32 protein-coding genes and 3 pseudogenes are annotated in these 25531 nt (G+C 66.7%); 23 read left to right on the top strand and 12 right to left on the bottom strand.

Annotated features, from left to right (window positions below):
- Nucleotides 1–112 precede the first annotated feature (112 nt).
- The 11 genes from uraD to ACFXHE_RS40535 all read left to right on the top strand — a co-directional run bounded on the left by uraD (nucleotide 113) and on the right by ACFXHE_RS40535 (nucleotide 10056).
- Complete coding sequence (uraD, locus tag ACFXHE_RS40585) at nucleotides 113–628, top strand: 2-oxo-4-hydroxy-4-carboxy-5-ureidoimidazoline decarboxylase (protein ID WP_379390507.1); 516 nt, start codon at nucleotides 113–115, stop codon at nucleotides 626–628.
- Nucleotides 625–924: a hydroxyisourate hydrolase gene (gene uraH / locus ACFXHE_RS40580; protein WP_379390505.1), complete on the top strand. Its 300-nt coding sequence runs from the start codon at nucleotides 625–627 to the stop codon at nucleotides 922–924. The genes uraD and uraH overlap by 4 nt, the downstream gene beginning before the upstream one ends.
- A gap of 42 nt (nucleotides 925–966) precedes the next feature.
- Complete coding sequence (locus tag ACFXHE_RS40575; protein WP_379390503.1) at nucleotides 967–1839, top strand: FAD binding domain-containing protein; 873 nt, start codon at nucleotides 967–969, stop codon at nucleotides 1837–1839.
- Nucleotides 1839–2312 carry a (2Fe-2S)-binding protein gene (locus ACFXHE_RS40570; RefSeq protein WP_354846807.1) on the top strand — a complete coding sequence of 158 codons (474 nt, stop codon included), beginning with the start codon at nucleotides 1839–1841 and terminating at the stop codon, nucleotides 2310–2312. Before ACFXHE_RS40575 ends, ACFXHE_RS40570 begins: the two co-directional genes overlap by 1 nt.
- Complete coding sequence (locus tag ACFXHE_RS40565) at nucleotides 2309–3661, top strand: 8-oxoguanine deaminase (protein ID WP_379390501.1); 1353 nt, start codon at nucleotides 2309–2311, stop codon at nucleotides 3659–3661. The genes ACFXHE_RS40570 and ACFXHE_RS40565 overlap by 4 nt, the downstream gene beginning before the upstream one ends.
- Nucleotides 3658–5991 (top strand): xanthine dehydrogenase family protein molybdopterin-binding subunit, encoded by a 2334-nt coding sequence (locus tag ACFXHE_RS40560; protein ID WP_379390499.1) that lies wholly within the window; start codon nucleotides 3658–3660, stop codon nucleotides 5989–5991. The genes ACFXHE_RS40565 and ACFXHE_RS40560 overlap by 4 nt, the downstream gene beginning before the upstream one ends.
- 134 nt (nucleotides 5992–6125) lie before the next feature.
- The gene (locus ACFXHE_RS40555) at nucleotides 6126–7562 is read left to right on the top strand and encodes an NCS2 family permease (protein ID WP_379390497.1); all 1437 of its coding nucleotides are present in this window, start codon (nucleotides 6126–6128) and stop codon (nucleotides 7560–7562) included.
- A 2-nt stretch (nucleotides 7563–7564) separates the two neighbouring features.
- Entirely contained in the window at nucleotides 7565–8680 is a 1116-nt protein-coding gene (locus ACFXHE_RS40550; RefSeq protein ID WP_379390495.1) for an XdhC family protein, read from the top strand.
- 31 nt (nucleotides 8681–8711) lie between these two features.
- On the top strand, nucleotides 8712–9095 hold the full coding sequence (locus ACFXHE_RS40545) for a gamma-glutamylcyclotransferase (RefSeq protein ID WP_379390494.1): 384 nt from the start codon (nucleotides 8712–8714) through the stop codon (nucleotides 9093–9095).
- Nucleotides 9092–9889: a TIM barrel protein gene (locus tag ACFXHE_RS40540; RefSeq protein WP_364612960.1), complete on the top strand. Its 798-nt coding sequence runs from the start codon at nucleotides 9092–9094 to the stop codon at nucleotides 9887–9889. The genes ACFXHE_RS40545 and ACFXHE_RS40540 overlap by 4 nt, the downstream gene beginning before the upstream one ends.
- Nucleotides 9886–10056: a hypothetical protein gene (locus ACFXHE_RS40535; RefSeq protein ID WP_379390492.1), complete on the top strand. Its 171-nt coding sequence runs from the start codon at nucleotides 9886–9888 to the stop codon at nucleotides 10054–10056. The genes ACFXHE_RS40540 and ACFXHE_RS40535 overlap by 4 nt, the downstream gene beginning before the upstream one ends.
- Nucleotides 10057–10113: 57 nt before the next feature.
- Here the strand turns inward: ACFXHE_RS40535 and ACFXHE_RS40530 are convergent, their stop codons facing one another.
- Both ACFXHE_RS40530 and ACFXHE_RS40525 read right to left on the bottom strand, forming a co-directional pair.
- Nucleotides 10114–10404, bottom strand: coding sequence for a hypothetical protein (locus tag ACFXHE_RS40530; RefSeq protein WP_379390490.1), 291 nt, complete (start codon nucleotides 10402–10404; stop codon nucleotides 10114–10116).
- Between the two features lie 304 nt (nucleotides 10405–10708).
- Nucleotides 10709–11866 (bottom strand): lycopene cyclase family protein, encoded by a 1158-nt coding sequence (locus tag ACFXHE_RS40525; RefSeq protein WP_379390488.1) that lies wholly within the window; start codon nucleotides 11864–11866, stop codon nucleotides 10709–10711.
- Between the two features lie 91 nt (nucleotides 11867–11957).
- On the opposite strand from ACFXHE_RS40525, the gene ACFXHE_RS40520 reads away from it, so the two are divergent.
- Nucleotides 11958–12926: a hypothetical protein gene (locus ACFXHE_RS40520; RefSeq protein WP_379390486.1), complete on the top strand. Its 969-nt coding sequence runs from the start codon at nucleotides 11958–11960 to the stop codon at nucleotides 12924–12926.
- 66 nt (nucleotides 12927–12992) lie between these two features.
- Here the strand turns inward: ACFXHE_RS40520 and ACFXHE_RS40515 are convergent, their stop codons facing one another.
- Entirely contained in the window at nucleotides 12993–13757 is a 765-nt protein-coding gene (locus tag ACFXHE_RS40515; RefSeq protein ID WP_379390484.1) for an SDR family oxidoreductase, read from the bottom strand.
- Between the two features lie 91 nt (nucleotides 13758–13848).
- Here ACFXHE_RS40515 and ACFXHE_RS40510 point away from each other — a divergent pair, with 91 nt between their 5' ends.
- The gene (locus ACFXHE_RS40510; RefSeq protein WP_379390482.1) at nucleotides 13849–14121 is read left to right on the top strand and encodes a GrpB family protein; all 273 of its coding nucleotides are present in this window, start codon (nucleotides 13849–13851) and stop codon (nucleotides 14119–14121) included.
- Between the two features lie 5 nt (nucleotides 14122–14126).
- On the opposite strand, the gene ACFXHE_RS40505 is transcribed toward ACFXHE_RS40510, so the two are convergent.
- Nucleotides 14127–14348: a restriction endonuclease gene (locus ACFXHE_RS40505; protein WP_379390566.1), complete on the bottom strand. Its 222-nt coding sequence runs from the start codon at nucleotides 14346–14348 to the stop codon at nucleotides 14127–14129.
- Between the two features lie 249 nt (nucleotides 14349–14597).
- Nucleotides 14598–14741 (bottom strand): hypothetical protein, encoded by a 144-nt coding sequence (locus ACFXHE_RS40500; RefSeq protein ID WP_379390480.1) that lies wholly within the window; start codon nucleotides 14739–14741, stop codon nucleotides 14598–14600.
- A 134-nt stretch (nucleotides 14742–14875) separates the two neighbouring features.
- Here ACFXHE_RS40500 and ACFXHE_RS40495 point away from each other — a divergent pair, with 134 nt between their 5' ends.
- Entirely contained in the window at nucleotides 14876–15418 is a 543-nt protein-coding gene (locus ACFXHE_RS40495) for a hypothetical protein (protein ID WP_379390478.1), read from the top strand.
- 91 nt (nucleotides 15419–15509) lie between these two features.
- Complete coding sequence (locus ACFXHE_RS40490) at nucleotides 15510–15896, top strand: hypothetical protein (protein ID WP_379390476.1); 387 nt, start codon at nucleotides 15510–15512, stop codon at nucleotides 15894–15896.
- 494 nt (nucleotides 15897–16390) lie between these two features.
- Here the strand turns inward: ACFXHE_RS40490 and ACFXHE_RS40485 are convergent.
- The 3 genes and pseudogenes from ACFXHE_RS40485 to ACFXHE_RS40475 form a co-directional block, all read right to left on the bottom strand.
- Nucleotides 16391–17058 (bottom strand): annotated as a pseudogene (locus ACFXHE_RS40485) (DUF5753 domain-containing protein).
- A pseudogene (locus ACFXHE_RS40480) lies at nucleotides 17030–17212 on the bottom strand (helix-turn-helix domain-containing protein); the annotation flags it as partial. The pseudogenes ACFXHE_RS40485 and ACFXHE_RS40480, both read right to left, overlap by 29 nt.
- Nucleotides 17209–17439, bottom strand: coding sequence for a DUF6879 family protein (locus ACFXHE_RS40475; protein ID WP_379390474.1), 231 nt, complete (start codon nucleotides 17437–17439; stop codon nucleotides 17209–17211). The gene ACFXHE_RS40475 and the pseudogene ACFXHE_RS40480, both read right to left, overlap by 4 nt.
- Nucleotides 17440–17878: 439 nt before the next feature.
- On the opposite strand from ACFXHE_RS40475, the pseudogene ACFXHE_RS40470 reads away from it, so the two are divergent.
- Nucleotides 17879–17986: pseudogene (locus tag ACFXHE_RS40470) on the top strand (TetR family transcriptional regulator); the annotation flags it as partial.
- 90 nt (nucleotides 17987–18076) lie between these two features.
- Here ACFXHE_RS40470 and ACFXHE_RS40465 read toward each other — a convergent pair.
- Nucleotides 18077–18670: a TetR/AcrR family transcriptional regulator gene (locus ACFXHE_RS40465; protein ID WP_379390472.1), complete on the bottom strand. Its 594-nt coding sequence runs from the start codon at nucleotides 18668–18670 to the stop codon at nucleotides 18077–18079.
- 81 nt (nucleotides 18671–18751) lie between these two features.
- On the opposite strand from ACFXHE_RS40465, the gene ACFXHE_RS40460 reads away from it, so the two are divergent.
- The 4 genes from ACFXHE_RS40460 to ACFXHE_RS40445 all read left to right on the top strand — a co-directional run bounded on the left by ACFXHE_RS40460 (nucleotide 18752) and on the right by ACFXHE_RS40445 (nucleotide 21347).
- Complete coding sequence (locus ACFXHE_RS40460; RefSeq protein WP_379390470.1) at nucleotides 18752–19183, top strand: hypothetical protein; 432 nt, start codon at nucleotides 18752–18754, stop codon at nucleotides 19181–19183.
- Nucleotides 19184–20169: 986 nt separating this feature from the next.
- Nucleotides 20170–20433 (top strand): hypothetical protein, encoded by a 264-nt coding sequence (locus tag ACFXHE_RS40455; RefSeq protein ID WP_379390468.1) that lies wholly within the window; start codon nucleotides 20170–20172, stop codon nucleotides 20431–20433.
- A 342-nt stretch (nucleotides 20434–20775) separates the two neighbouring features.
- Nucleotides 20776–21099 (top strand): hypothetical protein, encoded by a 324-nt coding sequence (locus tag ACFXHE_RS40450; protein WP_379390466.1) that lies wholly within the window; start codon nucleotides 20776–20778, stop codon nucleotides 21097–21099.
- Entirely contained in the window at nucleotides 21096–21347 is a 252-nt protein-coding gene (locus ACFXHE_RS40445) for a hypothetical protein (protein WP_379390465.1), read from the top strand. The genes ACFXHE_RS40450 and ACFXHE_RS40445 overlap by 4 nt, the downstream gene beginning before the upstream one ends.
- 40 nt (nucleotides 21348–21387) lie before the next feature.
- On the opposite strand, the gene ACFXHE_RS40440 is transcribed toward ACFXHE_RS40445, so the two are convergent.
- Nucleotides 21388–21714 carry an antibiotic biosynthesis monooxygenase family protein gene (locus tag ACFXHE_RS40440; RefSeq protein ID WP_379390463.1) on the bottom strand — a complete coding sequence of 109 codons (327 nt, stop codon included), beginning with the start codon at nucleotides 21712–21714 and terminating at the stop codon, nucleotides 21388–21390.
- A gap of 234 nt (nucleotides 21715–21948) precedes the next feature.
- Between ACFXHE_RS40440 and ACFXHE_RS40435 the strand changes: the two genes are divergently transcribed.
- The 3 genes from ACFXHE_RS40435 (at nucleotide 21949) to ACFXHE_RS40425 (ending at nucleotide 23732) form a co-directional block, all read left to right on the top strand.
- The gene (locus ACFXHE_RS40435) at nucleotides 21949–22197 is read left to right on the top strand and encodes a hypothetical protein (RefSeq protein WP_379390461.1); all 249 of its coding nucleotides are present in this window, start codon (nucleotides 21949–21951) and stop codon (nucleotides 22195–22197) included.
- Between the two features lie 138 nt (nucleotides 22198–22335).
- Nucleotides 22336–23124, top strand: coding sequence for a maleylpyruvate isomerase N-terminal domain-containing protein (locus ACFXHE_RS40430; protein WP_379390459.1), 789 nt, complete (start codon nucleotides 22336–22338; stop codon nucleotides 23122–23124).
- Between the two features lie 440 nt (nucleotides 23125–23564).
- Complete coding sequence (locus ACFXHE_RS40425; protein ID WP_379390572.1) at nucleotides 23565–23732, top strand: hypothetical protein; 168 nt, start codon at nucleotides 23565–23567, stop codon at nucleotides 23730–23732.
- 18 nt (nucleotides 23733–23750) lie between these two features.
- On the opposite strand, the gene ACFXHE_RS40420 is transcribed toward ACFXHE_RS40425, so the two are convergent.
- Together ACFXHE_RS40420 and ACFXHE_RS40415 are read right to left on the bottom strand one after the other, a co-directional pair.
- Complete coding sequence (locus ACFXHE_RS40420) at nucleotides 23751–24182, bottom strand: PPOX class F420-dependent oxidoreductase (RefSeq protein WP_379390457.1); 432 nt, start codon at nucleotides 24180–24182, stop codon at nucleotides 23751–23753.
- 53 nt (nucleotides 24183–24235) lie between these two features.
- Nucleotides 24236–24697: a nitroreductase/quinone reductase family protein gene (locus tag ACFXHE_RS40415; protein WP_379390455.1), complete on the bottom strand. Its 462-nt coding sequence runs from the start codon at nucleotides 24695–24697 to the stop codon at nucleotides 24236–24238.
- Nucleotides 24698–25531 lie beyond the last annotated feature (834 nt).

The raw sequence follows: 25531 nt of genomic DNA, 5'->3' as shown, positions 1-25531 counted from the left end.
CTACGAACGCGCCCCTGTGAAGCAGGCCACAGGTTCGGAGGTCTCGTCCTTTCGGGCATGACCACCCGCCGGGTTAAGTGGTTGACACACGCCAACGACGGATGGAGGTCGGATGTCGAGTCGCCTGGAATGGCTCGGTTCGCTGCCCCTGGAAGAGGCCGAGACGCACCTGCTGACCTGCAATGCGTCGCGGACCTGGGCACGCAAGATGGTGGCGAACAGGCCATACGCGGACGAGTCGAGTCTGATCGCCGCGGCGGTGACCGGGGTCACCGAGCTGAGTTGGACCGATGTCGAGGAGGCGCTGTCGGCGCACCCCCGCATCGGCGAGCGCACCGCCGCCGCCCACCAGTCCGAGCGTGAGGCGAAATGGTCCGCCGACGAACAGTCCGGAGCCTCCGCCGCCGACGATCAGGTGAAGGCCGACCTGGCCTCCTGGAACGTGACCTACGAGGAACACTTCGGCCACGTCTTCCTGATCCGGGCCGCCGGGCGCAGCGCCACCGAGATGCTCTCGGAGCTCCAGCGCCGTCTCGGCAACTCTGTCGCCGACGAGCAGCTGACGGTCCGCCGCGAGCTCGCCGACATCACCGGCCTGCGGATTCGGAAACTCCTGGAGGCCAAATGAGTCTGTCCACCCACGTGCTCAATGCCGCGACCGGACGCCCGGCCGCGGGCATGGCGGTGCGGCTGGAGAACGCGGCGGGGGAGATCCTCGCCGCGCGCCACACCGATGACGACGGCCGGGTCAAGGATCTGCCCGCCCCGAGCGCCGGTGCCCACCGCCTGATCTTCGACACCTCCGGTGTCAGCCCGTTCTATCCCACGGTGACCATCGATTTCCTGGTCACCGATCCGGATGAGCACTACCACGTACCCCTGCTGTTGAGCCCCTACTCCTTCTCTACGTACCGGGGCAGCTGAGTGCTGTCGTACCTGCGTCGAACCGATATCTAGAGGATTGCAATGGATTTCCTACAACCGGGAAGCTGGGCCGAAGCGCTCCAGCTGAAAGCGGAACGCCCCGAGGCGGTTCCGATTCAGGGCGGCACCGACGTGATGGTCGAGCTGAACTTCGACCGGCACCGTCCGGCCGCCATTCTGGACCTGAACCCGTGCCGTGAGGTCTTCACCGTCGACGAGCAGCAGGACGGCCGGATCCGGCTGGGCTCCGGCGTCCCGTTCGTGAAGATCATCAACCGCTATCAGGACCGCCTGCCCGGTCTGGCCCAGGCGTCGCGCACTGTGGGTTCTCCGCAGATCCGCAATCGCGGCACCGTCGGCGGCAATCTGGGCGGCGCCTCGCCCGCCGGTGACGCCCACCCGGCCCTGCTGGCCGGCAATGCCGTGGTCGAGGTCGAGTCGGCCGCCCGCGGCACCCGCATGATCGACATCGACGACTTCTACGTCTGGGTCAAGAAGAACGCGCTCGAGCCGGACGAGCTGATTCGCGCTGTGTGGCTGAAGCCCGCCAGCGGCCCGCAGTACTTCTCGAAGGTCGGCACCCGCAACGCCATGGTGATCGCGGTGTGCTCGTTCTCCGTTGCGCTGCACGCGGATTCGCAAACTGTCGGCGCGGGCATCGGCTCGGCCGGTCCGACCCCGATCCGTCCGGTGGAGGCACAGGACTTCCTGGCCGCCAACCTGGACTGGGACAACGGCGGCGCGCTGAACGACGAGCTGGCCCGCGAGTTCGGCCGTCTGGTCGGCGCCGCGGCCAAGCCCATCGACGATGTGCGCGGCACCGCCGACTACCGCCGGCACGCGCTGTCGGTGATGGCCCGCCGGACCCTCGGCTGGGCGTGGAACGACTACACCGCGGAGAGGAGGGCGGCCTGATGCGTATCAACTTCACCGTCAACGGATCCCAGGAAACCGCCGACGACGTCTGGGAAGGCGAGAGCCTGCTGTACCTGCTGCGTGAGCGGGTCGGCCTCCCCGGTTCCAAGAACGCCTGTGAGCAGGGCGAATGTGGTTCCTGCACCGTCTATCTGGACGGCACCCCGGTCTGCTCGTGCCTGGTGGCCGCCGGTCAGGTGGAGGGCCGCTCGGTCCGCACCGTCGAGGGCCTGGCCGACGGCGACAAGCTGGACCCCATGCAGCAGGCCTTCGTGGAGGCCGGCGCGGTCCAGTGTGGTTTCTGCACACCGGGTCTGATCGTGCAGGCGCACGACCTGATCGATCGGGTGCCGAACCCGTCGGATGTCGAGATCCGTGAGGCGCTCGCCGGAAACCTGTGCCGCTGTACGGGTTACGAGAAGATTCTGGATGCCGTTCGCCTGGCGGCCGAGCGGAAGGCTGCCGCCAAATGAGCAAGCTGGTCATCGAAAACGCCTATATCGCACCGGTTGTCGGTGCCGAGATCCCGAATGGCTATCTGGTCGTCGGCGACGACGGCCGGATCGAAGCTCTCGGTGCAGGACCTGCGCCGATGGTGGTGGGTGCTGAACGCCTCTCCGGCACCGGCTGCCTGGTGACCCCGGGCCTGGTGAATACCCACCACCACCTCTACCAGTGGGCCACCCAGGGCCTGTTCCAGGACGCCACCCTGTTCGAGTGGCTGACCGGCCTGTACCGCCTGTGGGCCACCATGGACGCCGAGATCGTCTACGGCGCAGCGTCCGCCGGTCTGGGCTGGCTCGCGCTGACCGGCACCACCACCTCCACCGATCACCACTACGTGTTCCCGAAGGGCCGTGGCGATCTGTTCGAGGCCGAGGTCCGTGCCGCGCGCGAGCTGGGTATCCGCTTCCACCCGTGCCGTGGGTCCATGGACCGCGGTCAGTCGCACGGTGGCCTGCCGCCGGACGAGGTGGTCGAGAACCGCGAAGAGATCCTCCTCAACACCGAGGAGATCATCCACACGTACCACGACCCGTCCTTCGACTCCATGCTGCGCGTGGCCGTCGCCCCCTGCTCGCCGTTCTCGGTGTCCGAGGGCCTGATGGTCGATTCGGCCGCGCTGGCCCGCCGGCACGGCGTGCGCCTGCACACCCACCTCGCCGAGACCCTCGACGAGGAAGAGCACTGCATCGAGCAGATGGGTTGCACCCCGGTCGAATACATGGAGAAGCTGGGCTGGCTCGGCGACGACGTGTGGTTCGCCCACGCGGTGCACCTGCACGACAAGGACATCGCGGCGTTCGCCAAGACCGGCACCGGTTCCGCCCACTGCCCGACCTCCAATGCCCGCCTGGGCGCGGGCATCGCGCGAGTGATGGACCTGCTGGCCGCCGGTGCGCCCGTCGGTCTCGGCGTGGACGGCGCGGCCTCCTCCGAGCTCACCTCCATGGCCGGGGAGATGCGGCAGGCCATGCTGTTCCAGCGCGCCGTGCACGGCCCCCGCGCCATGACCGCGCGGCAGGCCCTCGAGGTCGGCACCCTGGGCGGCGCCCGGAACCTGGGCCGCCAGAACGAGATCGGTTCGCTCGAGGTCGGCAAGCTCGCCGATATCGCGGTCTGGAAGGTGGACGGCTTCCGTGCCGCCATCGAGGACCCGGTGTGCTCGCTGGTGTTCGGCCCGCAGCCGCCGCTGGCGCGCCTGCTCGTGGGCGGCAACACCGTCGTCGAGAACGACGAGCTCAAGACCATGCCGCACGACGCCGTCGGCCAGGCCGGCGTCGCCGCACGGCAGCGAATCATGAAGCAGGAGAACCGATGACCATCACACGCACCACTCGGTTCCCCACGGATGTGGCGGTCCCGGGCAAGGGCGGGATCGGCGAGAGCCCGCTCCGCCCGGACGGCACCCTCAAGGTGAAGGGCGAATTCGCCTACTCCTCCGACCTGTGGATGGACGGCATGCTGTGGGGCGCGACCCTGCGCAGCCCGCACGCCCGCGCCAAACTCGTCAGCGTCGACACCAGCAAGGCCCTCGCCATGACCGGCGTGCACGCCGTGCTCACCCACGAGGACGTGCCGGGCCGCAAGGTCTACGGCCTCGACCACACCTGGGACCAGCCGGTGCTGGCCTTCGACGAGGTGCGCCACCACGGCGAGGCCATCGCCCTGGTCGCCGCCGACCACCCCGAGATCGCCCGGCGCGCCGTCGCCGCCATCGAGGTGGAATACGAAGTGCTGGAACCGATCACGGACCCGATGGCCGTGGTCGAGGACCCGGTCGGGCTGGCCGTGCAGTCGCGCGGCGGCATCGCGCGCTACCAGCCGGTGCGCTCCGGCGACATCGAGATCGGCAAGACCCTCGCCACCGTCGTCGTCTCCGAGGAGTTCGAGGTCGGCATGCAGGACCAGGCCTTCCTGGGCCCGGAGTCCGGCATGGTCATCCCGAACGAGGACGGCTCGCTCGACTTCTATGTCGCGACGCAGTGGCTGCACTGGGACCTCACCCAGATCGGCCCGTGCCTGGGGCTGGACGAGGACCAGATCCGCATGACCATGTCCGGCGTCGGCGGCGCGTTCGGCGGCCGCGAGGACCTGTCCATGCAGATCCACGCCGGCATGCTGGCCATGCGCACCGGCAAGCCGATCAAGATGATGTACAACCGCGAGGAGTCGTTCTTCGGGCACGTCCATCGCCACCCGGCGAAGATGCGCTACGAATTCGGCGCCACCGCGACCGGAAAGATCACCTACGCCAAGGTTCTCATCGTTCTCGACGGCGGCGCGTACACCTCGGCCACCCAGAACGTGATCGGCAATGCCGCCTCGCTGGCGCTGGGCCCCTACGAGGTCCCGCACCTGGAGATCGACGCCTACGGCGTCTACACCAACAACCCGGTCTGCGGCGCCATGCGCGGATTCGGTGTCGTGCAGGCGTGTTTCGCCCACGAGTCCATGATGGACAAGCTCGCCGAGGCCCTCGACATGGATCCGGTCACGGTCCGTCAGGTCAATGCCGTCTCCCAGGGCTCCACGCTCGCCACCGGCCAGGTCGTGCACGCGGAGACCCCGCTGAAGGAGATGCTCGACAGCCTGCGCGACATGGAACTGCCGGAGTCCGTGGATACCTCGGACATCCGCAACCTGCCCGGCGGTGCGTCGCAGACCACCCACGGCGAGGGCGTGTACCGCGGCGTCGGTTACGGCGTCGGCATCAAGAACATCTGCTTCTCCGAGGGTTTCGACGACTACTCGACAGCCCGGGTGCGCCTGGAGCTGATCGGCGGCGAGCCGGTCGCGCTGGTGCACACTGCCGGCGCGGAGGTCGGCCAGGGTCTGATCACCCTCGAGGCGCAGATCGCGCGCACCGAGCTCGCCATCGAGCGGGTGGTCAGCCACCCCTCCGACAATAATGTCGGCAGCTCGGGTTCCTCGTCCGCGTCGCGTCAGTCGTACATGACCGGCGGCGCGGTGATGACCGCCTGCCGCGCGGTGGCCGACGAGCTGTTCGTGCTGGCGCGCAAGAAGTTCGACGTGCACGGCTTCATGCGGCTCGAGGGCGGCAAGGTCGTCAAGAACAACGGTGAAGTGGTCGCGACCATCGAGGATGTGCTCGGCGACGACGTCATCGATCTGACCCGTGAATACCACCACCAGCCGACCACCGGTATGGACAAGGTGACCGGTCAGGGCTCCAGCCACACCCAGCTCGCGGTCTGCGTGCACCGGGCCGTGGTGGATGTCGACGTCGAACTCGGACTGGTCAAAGTCGTTGCCCTGGACGCCGTTCAGGACGTCGGCAAGATCATGAACCGGCTTTCGCTGGAAGGCCAGATCCACGGCGGCTCCATTCAGGGCCTGGGTCTGGCGGTTATGGAGGAAATTCAGGTCACCAACGGCAAGGTGCGGAACCCGTCCTTCACGGACTATCTGATTCCCACCATTCTCGATACACCCCCGCAGAAGCTGGAGATCCTGGAGAACCCGGACCCGCACGCCCCCTACGGCCTGCGCGGCGCGGGTGAACCGCCCACTCTCTCCTCCACGCCTGCGATCGCCGCAGCGATTCGCGATGCCTGCCGCAAGCGGGGCGGCACCGGAAACATCAACCGCGTGCCCGTGCGTCCGGAAGACATCATCCGGAACAGTTGATTAACAGGGGCAGATCGCGCTGCTCGAAATGGTGGAGCGCGATAGGGACCCCACAACAAGCATCACCGAATCCGCGGCCCGGGATACCCCAGCACCCCGGGCCGCTGGTCGGCTACGCCCATAGGAGGGCAGCCATGACCCAGACTCAGTCACCGATCACCACCCCGGAAACGCGGGGTTCTGCGCTCGAAAAGTTCTTCAGGCTATCGGAGCGCAAGACCACCATATCGCGTGAAATCCGTGGCGGCATCACCACATTCGTCGCTATGGCGTATGTCATATTGCTGGTTCCGCTAATTCTCGGCGGCGTCACCGACGCGCACGGGGACAAGCTCAGTATCGCTCAGCTGACCACCACGACCGCCTTCTCCGCCGGCCTGACCACCGTCCTCATGGGCGTGGTCGGCAATGTGCCCCTCGCATTGGCCGCCGGCCTCGGCCTGGTCCCCGTCGTCGCCTATCAGGCCGCACCCCATATGACCTGGCCGCAGGCCATGGGCCTGGTGGTGCTGATGGGCATCGTCATCGTCATCCTGGCCGCCACCGGCCTGCGGACGATGATCATCAATGCCATTCCCCTGGCCATGAAGAACGCCATCGGCGTCGGCATCGGCATGTTCATCGCCATGATCGGCCTGGTCTCCTCCGGCGTGGTGGGACACGGTGCGCCCGGCGGGCCACCGGTAACTTTGGGTGTCGAAGGGCATCTGGCCGGTTGGCCCACGGTGATCTTCGCGGTCGGCCTGCTGCTCATGCTCGCCCTGTTCATCCGCAAGGTGCCGGGCGCGATCCTGATCAGCATCGCCATCTCGACCGTGCTGGCGATCATCGTCAACGCCATGGCGACCATCGACCCCAAGGCGTGGGGCACCGTCGTCCCCGAGAAGCCGAAATCGCTGTTCGCTTCCCCGGATTTCGGTCTGATCGGCCACATCGACCTGTTCGGCGGCTTCGCCACCGCGGGTGCGGTGACCGCCACGGTGGTGCTGTTCACCCTGGTGCTGACCGGCTTCTTCGATGCCATGGGAACGGTTTTCGGCGTCTGCGACGAGGCGGGCCTGGTGGACGAGAAGGGTCAGGTGCCCGGCATGGGCAAGATCCTCACCACCGACGGTGTCGCCCAGATCGTCGGCGGCCTGTCCGGCGGCGCGGGATCCACGGTGTACGTCGAGTCGGCGACGGGTGTCGGTGAGGGCGCCCGTACCGGTCTGGCCAGCGTCATCTCCGGCGGATTGTTCTGTGCCGCCATCTTCTTCACCCCGATCGCGGCCGTGGTGCCGATTCAGGCCGCCGCTCCCGCCCTGGTGCTGGTCGGTGCGCTCATGATGACGCAGGCCCGCAAGATCGACTGGAACGATCTCGAGGTCGCCGTGCCGGCCTTCATCACGATCGTGCTCATGCCGTTCACCTACTCGATCACGAACGGTGTCGGTGCGGGCCTGATCGCCTACACGGTGATCAAGCTCGCTCGCGGTAAGTACCGCGAAATCCATTGGCTGGTGGCCGTGGTGAGCGTCGTCTTCGTCGCCTACTTCGGTATCAACGGCATCGAATTGGCCCTGGGAGGCTAGTCATGCGCGACATCGCGGCACAACTCTTGGAATGGCATGCGGCGGGCAAGGATTACGCCGTGGCCTCCATCATCGGGATCGGCGGCTCCGCGCCCCGTCCGATCGGCGCGGCCCTGGCCGTGGATGCCGACGGCACCGTCATCGGAAGCATTTCCGGCGGCTGTGTCGAGGGTGCGGTCTACGAGTTGTGCCGCGAGTCGCTGCGAACGGGAGAACCGCTCCGGGAGACCTTCGGCTACAGCGATACCGACGCTTTCGCGGTCGGATTGACCTGTGGCGGAACGATTCAGGTGTTCGTCCAGTCGGTGACCGAGTCCAATCGCGATGCGGTGGAGAAGGTCCTGCGAGCTGAGGGGGAGGCCGTGGCCATGGTCCGCGACCTCGACAGCGGCGCTGTGATGGCGCTGGGCACCTGGTGGACCTCCGGAGCCGAATTCGACGAGCGGGTGGTGGCCGAAGCCCAGGCCATGCTCGACGCCGGCACGACCGCGGTGCGCACCATCGGGTGCGGCGATGCCGAGGTCACGGTGTTCGTGGAATCCCATGTGCCGCCGCCGCGGATGATCGTCTTCGGGGCGATCGACTTCGCGGCCGCGGTCGCCAGAATCGGCAAGTTCCTCGGCTATCACGTCACCGTCTGCGACGCGCGGGAAGTCTTCGCCACCCGCGCCCGCTTCCCCGACGCGGACGAGGTGGTCGTGGAATGGCCGAACAAGTATTTGGCGCGGACCCGGGTGGATGCCCGGACCGTGCTGTGTGTGCTCACCCACGACGCCAAATTCGATGTGCCGCTACTGGAGGTGGCGCTTCGTCTGCCGGTGGCGTTCGTGGGTGCGATGGGATCCCGGCGGACGCACGAGGACCGTCTCCAGCGGCTTCGTGCAATCGGGATGACGAATGCCGAACTGGCGCGGCTGAAGTCGCCCATCGGACTCGATCTCGGCGGGCGGACTCCGGAGGAGACAGCCGTCTCCATCGCTGCCGAGATCGTGGCGGTCCGCCGTGGGGGCACCGGAATGCCTCTGGGCACCTACGGCGGACCGATCCATCGCGATGCGATCGCGGTGCCGGAGGTGACCGTCCCGGACTCGCCGGACGCCCTCCGGCTCACCGCCTGAATCCGCTGTCGACCGGGAAGGAACCACGGCAATGCCTTTGATCTTCCTGAATGGGGGTGCCATGCGCGGCGGACCCCTGAACCACCTGCTCGAGGGCGCGCCCTGCGCCGGGGAGGTCAGGACGGCGCCGCACTACCGGTTCTACTCGGTCGACGACCGCTTCCCCGGCCTGCACCCCGTGGCCTACGGCGGCGCGCCCATCGCGGGCGAGCTGTTCGAGGTGCCGATGCAGGTGCTGCGCACCCGCCTGCTCCCGGCCGAACCACCGGAGCTGGAACTGGGTGTGATTGCCTTGGACGACAACCGCTCGGTGCTGTCCATGCTGTTGCGCCGCCCGATCATTTCCTACCCGCAGCTTATCGACATCACCGATTTTGGTAGCTGGCATACCTACAGGGAGGAAACGACCCGATGAAGTACACCGCCGACGGTGCTCTGCGGAAGTTCGACGTGCACTGCTCGATCCTGTTCACCGATCTGCCGCTGCTGGAGCGTCCGGCGGCGGCGAAGGCGGCCGGGTTCGACGCGGTCGAGTTCTGGTGGCCCTTCGGCGAGAATCCGGTGCCCGGGGACAAGGAGGTCGACGCGTTCGTCTCCGCGGTGTCCGACGCCGGGGTGCAGCTGGTCGGGTTGAACTTCATCGATCTGGTGCCCGCCGGGCGGGGATTGGTGTCCGTGCCCGGGCGGGAGGCCGAATTCCGGGACAATATCGACGTCACCGTGGGGATCGCCGAGCGGCTGGGATGCCGGTCGTTGAATGCCCTGTACGGGAACCGGATTCCCGGTGTGGACCCGGCGGTGCAGGACGAGCTGGCTTTGGAGAACCTGCGACTGGCCGCCCGCGCCGCCGCGGGCATCGAGGCACAGGTGGTGCTCGAGGCACTGAATTCCATCGAGTCGCCGGACTATCCGATCGTCTCGGCGGCGCGCGCCGTACAGGTGATCGATGCGGTCGGCGAACCCAATCTCCGGTTCCTCTGCGACCTCTACCATCTCGCGCGCATGGGTGCGGATCTTTTCGGCGTGATCGCCGAGTACACGCCCCGGATCGGGCACGTGCAGATCGCGGATGCGCCCGCGCGTAGCCGGCCCGGCACCGGAACCCTCGATTTCGAGGCACTCTTCGCCGCCCTGGACGCCGCCGGATACGACGGCTGGATCGGGCTGGAATACCAGGACCCCGACCGTGATTGGAGCTGGATCGAGTGAGCGTCGTGCTGGGTCGGCCGGGATCGTGGACACCGCAGGGGCACTGTGCGTCGGCGCTGCTGCCCGGCTGGGTGGTGGAGCGGTTCACCGTGCAGCTGCCGGTAGTCGGACGCACGCGGCATCGCCACGAGCGAGTGGGACCGACGGCCACGAGCGAGTGGGGCTGACCCCCGTTTCACGGCCCAGGAGCCGCTGACCGATGAGGGGCCGGCGGCTCCCGCGCTTCACTGCGTCAACGCCCGATCGATGACCACGGCGTACATCGCTGTCTCCCAGGGCTCCGGCTCGGCACCCATGAGGATCTCGTCCAGGAGTGGCGCTCGCGCGAGGCTTCCTGCGCCGTAGTGGCCGGAGGCGCGCGCACTGGCGATGACCGCGTAGATGACGGTGGCATATACCTCGGACCGCTCCGCGAGCACGACACCGTCCTTCGCCTCGAAACGCCGCAACCGATCTTCGACTGCGTCGATCACATCCTGCAGCGCTCGAATCTCGATGTCACTCTGGTCGTCCACGTCCCACCCCCTTCGGTCTGCGGTGCGATTCACCGAAAAGAAATGTCCTGGCCTGCAATTTGATCGGGCAGATGGTGATCGGGCACTCGGCGTGCGCTTTCTGCGCGGCGAGCGCATCAGAAACGGTCATCCTCGGCAGTACACGGTGGCTGGATCGTGGAAGGTCGAACATTGTTGGAACCTCCCCATATTCGGGATTGCGACCCCACCAGCAGACCATTAGCGACTGCTTCAGACCGGCAATTCGGGAGAATTCGGGTAGATGAATACCGAACCCGCTACCGATAACCGTCGACCCACTGCGCTACACGGGGCCCTCGGCGGATAAGGGCGTGGCTCGGGAGGAGTCGGGTGTGCGGCGGGGCGGTCGGGCCACGGCAACGGCGAGTGTGCGCTGTATTCGCCAGGGGAGCGCCACGAACAGCGACATCATGGCGGCGGCGGTGCCGCGGAGGTCGTCGCGGCCGGAGAGGTAGGCGCGCTGGGATTCGGCGGGCAGTGCGAAGAAAGCCTCGAAGAAGAGCGGCAGGTCGGCGGGCGGCAGCGCCAGCAGAGCGCGTAATCCGGCCTGGCGCAACAGGTGCACGACGCGCGCCGGACCCGGCCACAAGGGGTCCCCGGCTACGACGGCATCGGCCATCCGCAGGGAAGTCGCGACGCTGTATCCCGTTGCCGGATGCGTGAAAGCGCCCGCGGAGCCGAACGTGCGGGCGTTCGGCCGGCCGCCGTGCACCGGGAACCGGATGCGTTCGACCGGTTCGGTGCCGGTGAGAGTGATTCCCCGGGAACGCAATCGGTGCGTCAGCCGGTCGTGCAGCGTCCGCTGATCCAGCGCCGGGAGCCCGGCCAGGCACGTCTCCTCCAGCAGGACCCGCTCGTCGTCCAGTGGCACCGTATACAGAAACGACCGGGGCGCATCGGTTTCCGCGCCGTTGTCCGCACGCCAGTCCATGAAATACGTCTCCGGCTCCGGCAGGCGGGCCCGCTCCACGATCACCCCGAATGCCGTCTGCTCGGCCAGCCCGGGGGAGCGGGCCACCCCGCGCGCGTCGATGACCCGTTCGGCCGCGAGCACCGAACCCGACGCGAGCCGCACCGACGGCAGATCCAGTCCGTCGTGCCGGTGGCGGGCCGCGGGCGCGATGTCGGTCACGCTGTCCTGTAGGAGCCGCGCACCCAGGAGGTCCAGCGAATCCTGTAGGCGCGCCGTATCGAAGACGACGTAGCGGCGATCCAGTTCGATGCGGTGCTGCGCCCACGCGATCGGGCGGTCGACCGTGGCCCCGACCGCCTCCGGGGCGATCCACTGCGGCAGCTCATCCGCCCAGGCCGCATAGGTGGCCGTCCATCGCCGCCGGGGGTGCGGATCGACGATGGTGACCGAGAGTCCGTGCGCCAGCGCGCGGTGGGCGAGGGCTCGCCCCGCTGGGCCCGCACCGCAGATGAGGAGATCATCGGTCACCACGTGATTGGATCATGCCGGGTCGCCCGCCTACGCTTCGGGAATGATGCCGGGCCGGGGAGGGCTCGGGCAGGCCGCGAAAGGTGAGCAGATGACGTATCCACCCGCCGGATTCGGCGGCGACCCCACCGTGCACGGGCAGCCGCCGCAGGATCCGGATCCGGCGTGGTGGGACCACCCCACTCAGCAGACCGGCAGCCAGCAGCAGGCGCCGCAGCCCGGCTGGCCGGGACAGCAGCAGGCCGACCCGGCGGGCTGGCAGCCGACGCAGACGAATTGGATTGGGCAGCAGGGATATCCGCAGCAGCCGGGGTATCCGCAGGACGCGGGTTACGCGCAGCAGCCGGGGTTCCAGCAGAACCCGGGCTTTCCGCAGCAGCCGGGCTTCCCGCCGCCGCAGCCGCCGAAGTCGAACACCGGCTTGATCATCGGCGTGGTGCTGGGCGCGATCGTGGTGCTCGCGGTCGCGGTCGGCGCGATCGTCCTGGTCTCCAAGAAGGACGACTCCTCGCAGGCCGACGCTACGACGACGACCACCACGTCGTTCGCCACCAGCGCCCCGGCCACCACCCGCAGTGCGCCCACCACCTCCAAGTCCGCGCCCGGCGGCAGCCGCTTCAGCTACACCGAATACGGCAAGGACTGGAACTTCAAACTGGGCGATGTCGCGCTGCAGGCCACCTACGTGTCCGGCCGCGACTACGACTCCTGCGCCCCGATCGAGGAGTCGGGCACGCTGACCGGCCTCGGGTGCACGCGCGCCTCGGAGATGGCGTGGAAATCCGAGAACGGCGCACTCATGCTGACTCAGTTGGTGCTCACCATGTCCGACGCCGGCAAGGCCTCCAGCGCCGACGGCCAGTTCGACGACCAGGACGTGGTGCTCCCCGACGGCAGCTATATCAAGAACTTCGAAACCGGCAAATGGAAGGACGGCAACCAGGACAAGTTCCTGGTCATCACCGTCGGCACCGCCACCCCGGCCGTCGACGAGGCCACCGTTGAGAAGTACGTGAAGTACCGCCACAGCGACACCCTGGGTGCGCTCGCCTTCCGCTGAGTACTGCGCAACTCGCGCCCGGCACCCAATCCTGGTGCCGGGCGCGAGTTTTCGGTGTGGTCAGTGTCAGATGCCGCCGGTGGCCAGCAGGCCGCCATCCACCCGCACGGTCGTGCCGGTGATCCACGACGACTCGTTCGAGGCCAGGAATCCGATCAGCGCCGCCACATCCTCCGGCGACCCCAGCCGCTTCATCGGATAGATGCCCGCCGCGGCCTCCTCGTCGGCCGAGTACAGCGCGTCCGCGAACTTGGTCTTGATCACGCCCGGGGCCACCGCGTTCACCCGGATCTTCGGACCCAGCTGCCACGACAGCTCCTCGGTGAGCCGGATGAGCGCGGCCTTGGACGCCCCGTATGCGGCGATCACGCCGGTGGACCGCAGCCCCGCGACGCTGGCCACATTCACCACCGCGCCCCCGTGCTCACCCATCCACGCCCGGTACGCCTCCTGCACATACCCCAGCGCCGCAACGACATTCACATCGAAGATCTTGCGCACGGCATCCAGATCGGCATCCATCAGCGCCCCGTACACCGGATTGATCCCGGTATTGTTGATCAGCACATCCAGCGACCCGAACTGCGCCACCGCGGTGGCGACCTGCTCGGCCCGAGCCGCCGCATCGCCCGAATTGCCGGCGACCGCGACCACCTTCCCCGGATACCCCAGCCCGCGCAGCCGTTCGGCCGCCTCCTCCAGCGGCTCCGGCTTCCGAGCCGAAATCACCACATTGGCGCCTCGCCTGAGCAGCTCCGCAGCCACCGCGAACCCGATACCCCGGCTGGCCCCGGTGACCAGCGCGCTCTTACCCGACAAGTCATCACTCATGTGACGGCACGTTACTCAGTCACGCTTTCGTGCCAGATCTGCCCCATGTTGGGAGGTTCATGCCCGTCCAGGCGACGAGGGCCGGGCCGAGTTGTTCGACAAGCGGTTATTTCACTGCCCCGCGCAAGCAGTGATCCTGCACATGCGTCGAGCCGATTCGCCGTTCGCGGAATTCGTTGTGCTGGTTCGTGACTGGTTGCATCCTCATCCCGACGAGGCGGAACGCTACGCCATACACAAGCGGACCCTCGCCGCGCAACGCGCGGCCGATCCGGACTACGACGACTACGCCCGCGCGAAGTCCGCGTCCTACACCGAGATCGAGCCGCTCGAGCGGCAATGGGCGCACGACCAGGCCAGGTAGTGAATTTAGTGTCCGCTCGGCGCGGTGAGCTCGAGGATGTCGTGGAAACTTTCGCCCCACATGGCCCATCGTCGAACTCCGTGCTCGTCGATCAAGCGGATCTCGTGATCAGCGGCGAATTCGGTTGCCTTGGCCGAGAACGTGCTGTTGGTGATGACGACGGGAATATCGGCGCGGTGGACCGGACGCGCGGTGCCGTTGACCTCGTAGAGGACCGCCGGCCTGATCGGGCCACGCTGGCGCAGCTTGCACTGGACGACAACGCGGGCGCCCGTCGGGCATCACCGCAATGACATCGGCACCTTGATCGCGGGAGCCACCGCCACGGCGCAACACGGTCAATCCGTCCCGGGCGAGCAAGTCGGCGGTGAGCGTTTCCAGCCCGCCGGCATCGCAGCGTTGGAGGTCGCGTTGGCGTTGGGTACTTCGGTGTGTTGCCCGGTGACCGGCGGGCTAAACGTTCGCTGATCATGGGGTCAGGTCAGTCCCACCTGCACCCCGGCCGCAACGGCGCATTCCAGCAGGCCACACCCGACACCTGCCACAACGACCACCCCCTCACCGTCGGCCACGTCATCGTCGGCCACCAGCCCTGCATCGTCACCGACCGCAGTGGCCACATGACCTGGCGATGCACCACCTGCGGCGAGATCGTCTACTGGCCGCCCTGCCTGCCACCTGCGACCACCCCCGCGCCGACACGAACCGGTAGGTATGCGTACGGACCCCGCCACCGCGCGTACCGTGACCCGCCATGGCGATCACGGCACTCATCATCTCGATCATCGCGGCCACCACCGCAATCGGCAGCCTCGGCCTCTCCATCTGGCAAACCCGCCTCGCCCGCCGCGCCATGACCGCTGCCGAACAATCCGCCACCGCCGCCACCCAATCGGCAGCCGTCGCCGAACAACAACTCACCCTCGAATGCCAGCAATGGGCCGCACAACGCGCACCCCGCTGGACCGCGCGAATCGACAAAGCTCCCAGCTCCGACACCCACCAGCTACGACTGACACTCGAAACCGGCACCATCGACCACACCGAAGTCGAAATCCGCTCCCCCGGAATCGGATTCACCGCCAGCCAGAACGGCGTCGCCCCCGAAGCCACATGGCCGATCAAACACGCCCGCCACAACGGCCTGCACGCCGGCCAAACCGCCACCTGGCGAGTCCAACTCGACGACACCACCATCCCACCCGAAATCGAACTCCACGTCACCTCCGCACACGGCGACGACACATGGACAACCACCGTCCACGCCACCAGACCCCGCACCGCACGCGTGTACTGACCACACCCCACGCACGCACGCGCAAGGCATTCACCAGGGAACGCAGTCGGGAGTCGGGCCCGAACTCAGCGGACAAGAAAGGACCACGACCATGGAATCCTCGCTCGACTCGATGCAGCCCGGCGGCTCGGCCGGGACCACCGCGCACATGACGACCTCGCCGGACGGTCCTCTCGTCCCGGTTCCGCCGTATCTTCAACGCCCGATACCGGCGGCGGAGCAGCTGTGGGAAGTAGCGGTGTGGATGCAAGGCACGTGGTCGACGGTGGCGTGGACGCTGGATCGCGGTGGCGCCGGGGCCGCCGCCGAGGCGTACCTGCCGCAGTGGCCGCTCGCGCAGATCTGGCATCACAACACGCTCTACTACGAGTACACCGTCGACGCCGACGGCGCGATCACGCTCATGCAGGCGAACTGGGCGGGCAACGGTTGGGAGAAGGGCCGGACCCAGGCCCAGTACTTCGGCGGCCAGAGCTGAGCCCATCATCCATCACGACAGTCATGACCGACGCCGCGATGCCCGCGTTACTGGCCAAGATGCCCAGCCCGCCGAACGGTGGGTGCTCCCGACGCCGATCTTCTGCTCGGGCCCACAACGCCTCGTACTCGCAGCGAGCCGGTCGACGCTCGGATGGACCGCGTGCCGCCTCGCGGGATGTTCCCGCGGTCATCTCGTCCACACCTGCGGTCCGGTGCGGTGCGCATGTGTATCAGCCGGAACTCGGCGCGGGCTGTAGTCCGTTGGTGTTCGACGGCGCGATCTCCTGCGCGCGGCCCGGCCTGCGGTCGACTCGGTGCCGGGTCTGGACGAGGTTGACGAGGTGCTCGCGTTGCTTGCGTTGCTCGGCGGTGTCGTCGCGGTGTGCGACGGGTGTATCGGACCGGTGCGGCGGCCGAGATCGTGGTCGCGCGGTTGCGGTGGCTCGCCGAGGCTGTGCGCGTGGTCGACGATGAGGATCTCGCCGACCCGATCTAGCCGGCGCGTCGGCTCTCTAGTGCAGCGTTGACCAGTGCGCGCGCCGCGCCGCCGTAGACCGCTTGCGCCTGTAGTGCCTTCCAGACGCGTTCGTACAAGCTCAGTTCGGCCGCCGTGACGACGGTCAGTTCGGCGCTGATGGTTTCGATCAGAGCGAGGCGGTTGTCGAATAGGTCGAATGATGTTGTGATGTAGGTGAATTCGGCGTCTTTGGGGACGATGCCGAACAGCACGCGAGGCATGTCGAATGCCGAATCGAGCAGGAATCGCAGTTGGTCGGCCATCACGGCGGAGTTTCCGACCGTGGTGTACAGGGCCGACTCGTCGGCAAGCAGGATGAATCGGTGCCGCGGCTTGCGCAGGACTTGTTGCCGTTGCATCCGCGCCGCGAGGGCCTCGTCGAGATCGTCAGGGGTACCTGAGCCAGAACGGCACGTGCGTAGCTGCCGGTTTGGAGCAGGCCCGGCAACACGATCGGTGCGTAGGCGTTGCAGTGACGCGCGGTGTTCGATATCGACTTGCCGGCGTTGTCGACGACTGTGGCCGGCCGCGGCGATCCGTTTCCACTCCGACCATTGCGCCTGGACGTTGCGCAGGCTGGCGAGCAGATCGGGCAGGGCCAGGCGCGCGTCGCAGATCTCACACCAGGTTTCGAGGTCGGCATCGCTGGGCGCCTGCCTGCCGAGCTCGATGCGGCTTGTCTTGGATTTGTGCCATCCTGCGGCAGCGCTGAGCTGGACGGCGTCGAGGCGAGCATCCTTGCGGAGCTCGCGCAGACGCGCGCCCAGCGCAGCACGTGCACGCAATACCTCGGTCACGTCGTGCAGTGTCCCAGGTATTCGGTGTATGGAGTTGCGCGCGGCCAGACACGGTCTCGGATCTGGACTGTATTCGCGACGATCGCCGGGTCCTCGGTGGCTGCTGCGCCGATCCAGATTCCGCGGGCATCGAAGAGGCTGTAGGCGACCGTGCGGTCGTCGAGTAGCCAGAAGTCCTCGGTGTTCGCGTCGATGGGTGCGGCGTTGTTGCGTGCCAGGCAGCGCACGTCCTCAACCTCGGCGAGACGGACGCCGTGCTCGATGCGGTCGATGCTTTCGTCGACCCCTTCGCTGGCCGAGAGGGCCGGTGGGATTGCCGGACGACGCGTCGGCCCCGCACCTGCGGGTGTGGTCCGTCAAAGCAGCGACCGGTGAGCGTGCGCATGTGTCCCGGATGCCCTGAACGGAAGGTTTGTCACGCAACCGATTACCGACCGAAGAGACCGGGTGCGCTCTGGAGGTTCAGATCGAGGGGCTCGGTTCGCGTCGTGTGCTGCGCGGGTTCGGATGGCTACGGGTGCCACTGGACCGGCCCCTGCACGGCCTGCCACCGGTATTGCTGCAAGGAGCCACTCCGCGGCGTCAGCGAGATCGTGCCGAATTCACTTGGGGCGCAGGGGATTCCCGTCGCATCCCAACTGTCGCACCGACAGGTGTACGCACGACGCCCACCTGCGCCACGAACTCGAGTTCCCTGACTACGCCACTGCCGCCATCCGCAACAGCGGCCAAGTCCCCGAATATTTGCGCGCCTGCCAACTCGACGAAGAAGCGACCTAGGACACGATCTGGTGCGACTCCGATGGAGGGGCGCGACTTCGCGCGGTGGATGCAGTTGGCGGACTCATTGTGTGTCATCGGACTTCAGACGATGGGCGTCACGTCGGATGCCAGTGCACAGGCGGCGTCGGCGAAGTACTGCTCGTCGGCACCGTCGGCGAGGCCGAGAATGACGCCCTGGCTCAGGCCGACGAACAGCGCCCTGAGAGCGATGGCCAGGCGTTGCGCCTGGTGCAACGTCACGACGATCCCGTTGTGCGACCTTCCGGCGAACAGTTCGATCAGGTGGTTCTCCTGTGTCCGGATGGATGCGGCGAGCTGGGTCCGCAAGTCCGGGTCATGTATGGCCATGTCCAGCAGGGTGATCTGGAGCGAAAGGCCGGCCAGCGCGTCGGGGCCGTCACAGCTACGCCGGTAGTACCGGGCAAAGGCGTCGACCGCTTCCAGCAGATCCAGTCCCGTGGGAACCGCCTGTTCGATCTCTTCGTAGTGCGGTCGCAGGTAGTCAGTGACCAGGGCGACCACCAGGCCGTTCTTACTGCCGAACAGCGAGTAGATGGCACCGGTGGTCACCTCGGCCAGCTCGGCGATCTCATCGAGCCTGGCGCGATGCCCGTCTCGGGAAACGACCTGAAACGCAGCATCCAGCAGGGCTCGCCGGTTGCGCTCCTTCGCCACTGCTCTAGTCATCCTCATAGAGAAATTATTACCGTAATCTGATTACGGAAGTAGAAGCCCACACCGGCATCCGGAGGACCCATGCCTCAGACCCAGGCCATGACAACGACAGCTACGCGCCGGACGGTGGGAATCATCGCCGACGGCTCTGTCAAGGTGTTGCTCGCTGTCGCCTACACAATCGGCGCCGCGCCACTCGGTCATCGGCTCGGCGTAGAAGCCTGGCTGATGGTTGTCTGCGGCGTGGCGCTGCTGATCGGTGGCGGGATCGAGATCGGATACGTGCGCAGCCGTCCGGTGCGCACCTATACGCGGCTCATGGTTGCCTACGACAGTGGCTGGGTGTTGGCGACACTTGCCGGCCTGCTGCTGGCATGGCAGGGCAACAGCGCGGCCGGTGAGGTATGGATCGGATACCAGGCAGCAGCTCCCCTTGTGCTCGCCGCACTGCTGGTAGCCGCCACCCCCATGCCGGCTGATTCGAGCACTCCCGCTGAGGACTCCGCACACTGACACCGACCGGGAAACCCGGGACGCCGGTCCGGAAAGCAGCGCCACCGGATAGTGCGAGAACACCGCCACATATCGCTGCGAGTCAGATCAGCTGGTCGACCTCATGACCGCCGAACAGGCAGCAGGCCGGCGGACCGTCTAACCAGCACCCCGACTTCGCAACACGCTTTTCGGCACGGCATCCTAACCACAATCCTGCCGATTCATGTTCGGGCGCTGTGGTGTTGAGCCCGCCATCGTTTTCCGAACACGCCCGATCCGCAGTCAGTCGCCTGCAGCTGCGGTCACGATCCCGGCCGGGGTGTTCGTGCGCCTCGATCTTGGGCGTAGTGGTGCGCGCTGCGGGTGTGGAGCAGTCTCCAGACGGTTTTGCCGTGCCAGCGGATTGCTCGCATGGATTCAGTGCGCCAGGCTGCGTCCACCGGGTTCGATTTCGGGGTGTAGGCCCCGGCAATCGGCTCGGACGTAGCCTGCCGTTGACCTTGAACGCCTACAATGGCGCAGGTCGGCCCACTCTGCGGTGGCGCAGACCCCTCGGCATTGGCCCCTGGGCCTTCGTGGCTTTCCTCGCGCGCGGTCGACCTCGGCGTACACCGCCGCCGCGAGTTGAGAATCCAGCCCGCCCGGTGAGACCGGGCGTCGGGCAGGGATTCGGAGGTGCGCCATGACAGCAACCCCACGCGAACCGCGCGGTGACAGGCCCGCTCGCCGGCCGGGAAAGCGGTATACGACGGCACCCGCCATCACCAGCGGTTCCGATGAGGATGTGCCGGTGGTGCGCTGGCCGGATCCGAGTCGGCTCGAATCGTGGTGGCACGACGTCATGCACCCCGCCGCCGAGCCACCCACACCCACATGACCAGAACTGGCTCGATCGGCACACAACGGTAGTTCCCAGCACGGACCGTACGACGAATTTCCGCCAGCAGTGCGGGATTCCGGAGCATCACGATGATGCGACCGTTCGATCATCAGAAGGATCAGCAATGTTCGCAATAACCAGGCAAGCGGTGGCCCGGGCCGTCCTCGCCGGTGCGATTTCGGTGGCTCCGGTCACCGCCGTGACCGTGCCGGCCCAGGCCGATGTGGTCACCAACTACACCCCCACCCCTGTCGATCAGCACTGGGACCACGGCTGGGACAGTAAGCACTTCTTCCCTCCAGGCTGGGGATTCTTCCCTCCGGGCTGGGGAATCCCTCCGGGATGGTTCCACCATCTACTACCGTTCGAGTTCTTCGATTGGGACTAGTAGAGCGTTCGATACGACCGCCGGCGCCTTCGTAGGCCGGTTTCTCTCCGACGCTGCCTCCGACGCTCGCAGGGCGATGTGGCCGAAGCTCGAGGACTGGTTGTAATCGCGCTCGATCTGTGGTCGGCCCCCGCTGGTGCGCCGGGGCCGACCGCGCCCTGTGGCGGATCGATTCTCAACACCTACGCAGGCGGGCAGGGCGGTGCTGGCCCCGCCCGGGGCCAAACGTCATCCTCCGCGAGGCGGACACCTTCATCGTCACCGAGACCGAAGAGCGGGCTTCTGGGCGTTCGTGGTGGTGATGACGTGTTCGTGGCCCAACTTCCGGCTCATACGGATGGCTTGAACAAGCAGCGTCGTGCCGACGAGCGCGCCCGCAAGAGCCATGAGGCAGTGCTGCGACAGGAGATCAACAGGCCCAGCCAAGACCGCCACTCTCCCGATCCGAGCCAGCAGGCCATCGATCACCTGATCCTGCAGCACTACCTCGCCCAGCTGCCCCAGCGGGACCGAAACATCGTGTGGGGCAAGGCGTGCGGGTACTCGAATCGGCAGATCGCCGAGATCTACGGCGAGCCGTCACCACGTGCCGTAGAACAACGATGGCCAACGCTGACCAAGACCGTGGGCTGGATCGGACGACTGGCTGGTAAGGAGTCGAAATGACCGACCACAAATTCGATTTCACGTTCCCGCACGGGAGGGTGAAGGCCGACATCTACCTCGATCGCGATATCGACGAACTGATCGCGCAGTCCTCGCTGGGAAGCGATCGTGCACTGGCCGTCCGATACAAGGTTGCGCCGGGGCGCGCAAACAGGATCGTCTGCGAGCTGACCCCCGAACAGCCCAACGGAGAGCAGGCGCACGACGGGACGGAACTCGACGAAATGCCTCTCGCCGACCGGGCGTGACTATCAGCCCTGAATCAGGGTCATGTCCTGCCCTAGCTAGCTAATGGTGGTGGACGGATTCGACGGTGTACAGATGCGGATCATACGAGGCGATCGCAGCGGCCGCGCTGGTGTGCCTCTGGGCGGCGGGATCGGCCAGCATCGCTTGCAATGCCTCGGCGCTTTCCCACTGGGCGTAGTTGACCACCCGCGTGCCGTCGGTGCTGGCGTGAATGTTCGCCGAGATAAAGCCGGGTACATGCTGGATGACCTGCTCCGTCGCTTCAATCAGCAAGTCGACAAGTTCACGCTGATGCTCGGGGACTACGGTGAACACGTTGATCAGCGTGACATGTGGGAGGTGCGGGCTGATCGTCGTCGGTGACATGGATTTCTCCTTCGACGGGCGGCGCGTTTTCCGCAGGTTAGCGGTCGCGTTCGTCACTCTACGGCGAACTCAGGGGCCGGTTTTCGTACTCACGGCCCGGCCTCGTGCAGCCACAGCGCCCCGTTGGCGTCGTCTTCGAGATCAACATCGTGTAACCAACGTCAAGAGACACAACACCTAGTCGACGAACGGGTTTCCGAGCACCGTTACTTGCGGATACGCTTCGCTGATGACGTGGGCGCGCCGCCGCCGCAGGCACGCGCGATCGCCGACGAAGCGATCCAGAAGTGCGACAACGCCGTCGACTCCCAGGTGTCCGCCTCCGCGGCGGCCACATCAGCGGCAATCTCTTCGGCCGCCGCGACAAGTCGGGCGCAGGCGGACCAGTTGGACGAACAGCATCGGCTTGCGGCGTGCACCGCGATCGGAGGCCGCTACGACACCAAGTGGGGCTGGTGCGCCTCGACGGTGCCGGCAACCTGAGCGGTGAGGCTGGAGCGAATTGCGAAAATTCTTCGGTGAAATTCGACGGTGACCACATCACGCCGGGCGCGATCAAGCAGGAACAGGAGTGGTATCCGGGGTGCTTCCGGAATGCATGACGGCTAGGAGGATTCGACTATGAAAACGTCTGAACTGGCAGCCGCCCTGCGCCGTGAACGCGCTGACATGGTGCGCTTCTGCGGCGAACTCGACGAGGCTGAGTGGCGGGTCCCGAGCCGGGCGGCGGGCTGGCGGGTCCAGGACGTGGTGGCGCATATGGGATCCAGCTGCCGGGCAGTCTTCACTCCGGCACTGCTGACCATCATGCGCACTGACGACATCGAGCGGACCAATGACCTATTCGTCGATCAGCGCCGCGAGTGGCCATCTGCGCGTGTGTTCGCCGAGTACAAGACGTGGAGCCGGTGTTTTGCGACCGTCTCGACAGCGCTGGCCCGCACACCCCTGGGCCGGCTGCCGTTGCCTCTCGGCGAACTGGGCCGTTTCCCGGCTGGAATGTTGTTGTCCGTCGCGATGCTGTTCGACCACCACACCCATCTGCGATTCGACATCGCTCCGGCATTGGATCGCCGGATCCCGGCGACCGACCCGGCCCGAATGGCCGGTGTGCTCGACTGGATGTTCGCGGTATTGAGCAACCAACTCGAATCCGCCGAAACCCATTGGCTCTCTTACCCGCTCGATATCGTGCTGGGTGGCCCGGGCGGCGGCATCTGGCGGGTTCATCCCGGTGGTTCGATCAGTGCGGGCCACTCCGACGGTCCAGCGGCCGCGACCATCGAGGGCCGGTCCGGCGAATTCCCGGAATGGGCGACACGCCGCGTCTCCTGGCGTGATCGAGACGTACGGATCCGCGGCGACGCGGATTATGCCGTCCGATTTCTCGACGACGTGAACATCGTGTGAGGGCAGAGCGGCCACATCACGCCGCTCTGCGACGTCAACCGATAGAGGCCGGTGCCTGGTCCAAAACCGTGCCCAGGTCCCAGAAGTCGCGGCGGGTGGTGAGATGTCCGTCGGCATCGTAGGTGCAGACGTCCGCCGGACGTGTTGCAGTGGCATCTCGAGGGATCGAGCTATCGCACTGAACGATTCGCCAGCCCGCTACCGGCGCCACAACTCGTCCTGACGAGCAGCCGACATTCCGTAGTCCCGCACCCAAACCTCCACGCTGACATGATCATTCACGCGGTGATACAGCGATTCCTTGAACCCACCATCGCTTTCCGAACACGGGGTCCCGGTAGTAATCGTGCGGAGAACAACGGCAATGGCTCAACCAGCACCGAGGCCTGGCTTCCGGTTCGGGCTGCGGGACATCGTGTTTGGTGCTTGGCTTGCTGCCGATGAGCTTGGTCGGTGTGCCGGAGGTCTGGTTTCGTGCCCACATCTCGCCCGCGCACAGCGAGAACACCAACTTCTTCGGCGCGATCGAGGCCGATATCGACGCCGAGCTCGCTCAGCTCGGACCGACCGGTTACCGGCCGCCGCGGGTGCGCGACACCCTGTTCTGACCCACATACGGATCGGGGTCAGCCGACGTCGCGGGTGTGGATTTTCAGGCGTTGAACGTCACCGATGGGGTCGTTGACGGCGAAGCTGATGAGCCGGTGCGGGTGGATGCGGATGATCGCGCCGTCGAAGCCGCCGCTGGGGTCGCCGTAGGCGGAGTCGGTCGGAGTGGTGAGGGCTTCGGCGTGGCCGCGGATTTCGAGCATCCGGGGCCGCCAGGGGGTGACCGAGGCCAGGTCGTCGACGACGAAGGCGACGCGCCCGTTGTCGGCGACATTGCGGAATTTTCGGCTGGCGGCCATGTTGTGTCCGGCGATGTCGATGGTGCCGGTGCGGGGGTTGTAGCGGAATCCGACAGGGCTGACCTGCAAGGTGCCGTCAGGTTGAGAGGTGGCGAGCCGTCCGAGGGGCTGGCTGGCCAGGTAGTGCAGCTCGGCGTCGGTGAAAACCATGGCGGGATCACTCCTCGAGGATGTGGATCGGCGGGTGTGCCGGTCCTGGGGTGTCAGTGCCGGGTTGTGAGGCGGATGACGGGCAGTTGCCGGTCGGTTTTGCGCTGGTATTCGGCGAATCGTGGTGCGGCGGTGGTGATCTGCTGCCAGGCGCGGTCACGGTCCGCGCCGTGGAGCTGTTCGGCGGTGACGTCGTGGGTGCGCCCGGCCAGTTCGATGCGGATCTTGTCGGGGTGGGCGGCGATGTTGTAGTACCAGGCAGGGTTCTTCGGTGCGCCGGCGGCGGAGGCGACGATGAGCCAGCTGCCGTCCTCGCCGGGGAACCAGCCCACGGGGGTGCGGCGTTCGGTGCCGGTTTTGCGGCCGACGGTGGTCAGCATGAGAGCGTTCATGCCGCCGAAGAAGGTGCCGCCCTTGCGGATTCGTTTGTCGGCGAAGCGGTTCAGCCATCGCATCAGGGGTCCAGCCGCGGGCTGGCGGGCGCCGGTGGTGCCGTTGGGAGTGTCGAAAGTCATCGCGGTCTCTCAATGGTGGGGTTCGTAGCACCGTCCATGGCCACCCGCTTACGCCGATTCCATTTCATAGCGAACGACTCTAACCAGCCCTGGCGTGCACGAAGCGCTGCGACACCATCGTGCGAACTCAACCGTGCGATCCTCGGCCCGTTCGTTGAGACCAGGCGTCGAGCCCGGTGGTTCGGTTCGTTTCGGTTCCCCGCGAATCTGGACGTGCACAATGCCGGGCAGAACCGGCCGGACCGGTCGGTGAACCGTGATGGGGTGGCATGTTCATGATGGAGCGCTGCCGGTGGCCTTCGTGATGAGGGCGTCGGTGCGGGTGGTGATGGCGATCCTGACCGGGGATGCGCCGGTGCGGGAGCAACGTCTGCGCCGAGGCCCGGCCAACCGGAACCGGAACCAGCCGTCGACCCGCTCCGGATCCCGCAGGCCCACATCCGAATCCGCGCCGAGCGCGTCGACCAGTGCCCTCAGCGCGATGCCACAGTCGCGGCAGGTGCTATCCGAGGTGAGGGTGCCTGCGAAGGCCCGGACCGTATCGGCCAGCCGTACCCCCGGCCGCAGCGCTCGAACCCACTCAGGTCAGACATTCATCACCATCCCGCGCCGCAGCCAGCCTCGCCTCATCCAGGCCATCGGCTATCCCTCGCTCGGATCTCTCGCTATCGCAGAGAAATTACAGAGCTGCCACCACTGCGGCCTGGATGTCACCGGTCCTGATCGATACGGTGCGCGCCTACCAGGGCACCACGCCGTTGCGGCCGATGAACGAGCCGGAAGTGGCATCGACCTTCAGCATCGCGGCCTCGACCACGGGCTCGGCGCCTTGCG

Source organism: Nocardia sp. NPDC059229 (genome assembly GCF_042754165.1).
Taxonomy (GTDB): Bacteria; Actinomycetota; Actinomycetes; order Mycobacteriales; family Mycobacteriaceae; genus Nocardia.
Note: the sequence above shows the minus strand (reverse complement) of the source record. Positions and strands in the feature narration are given on the sequence as shown.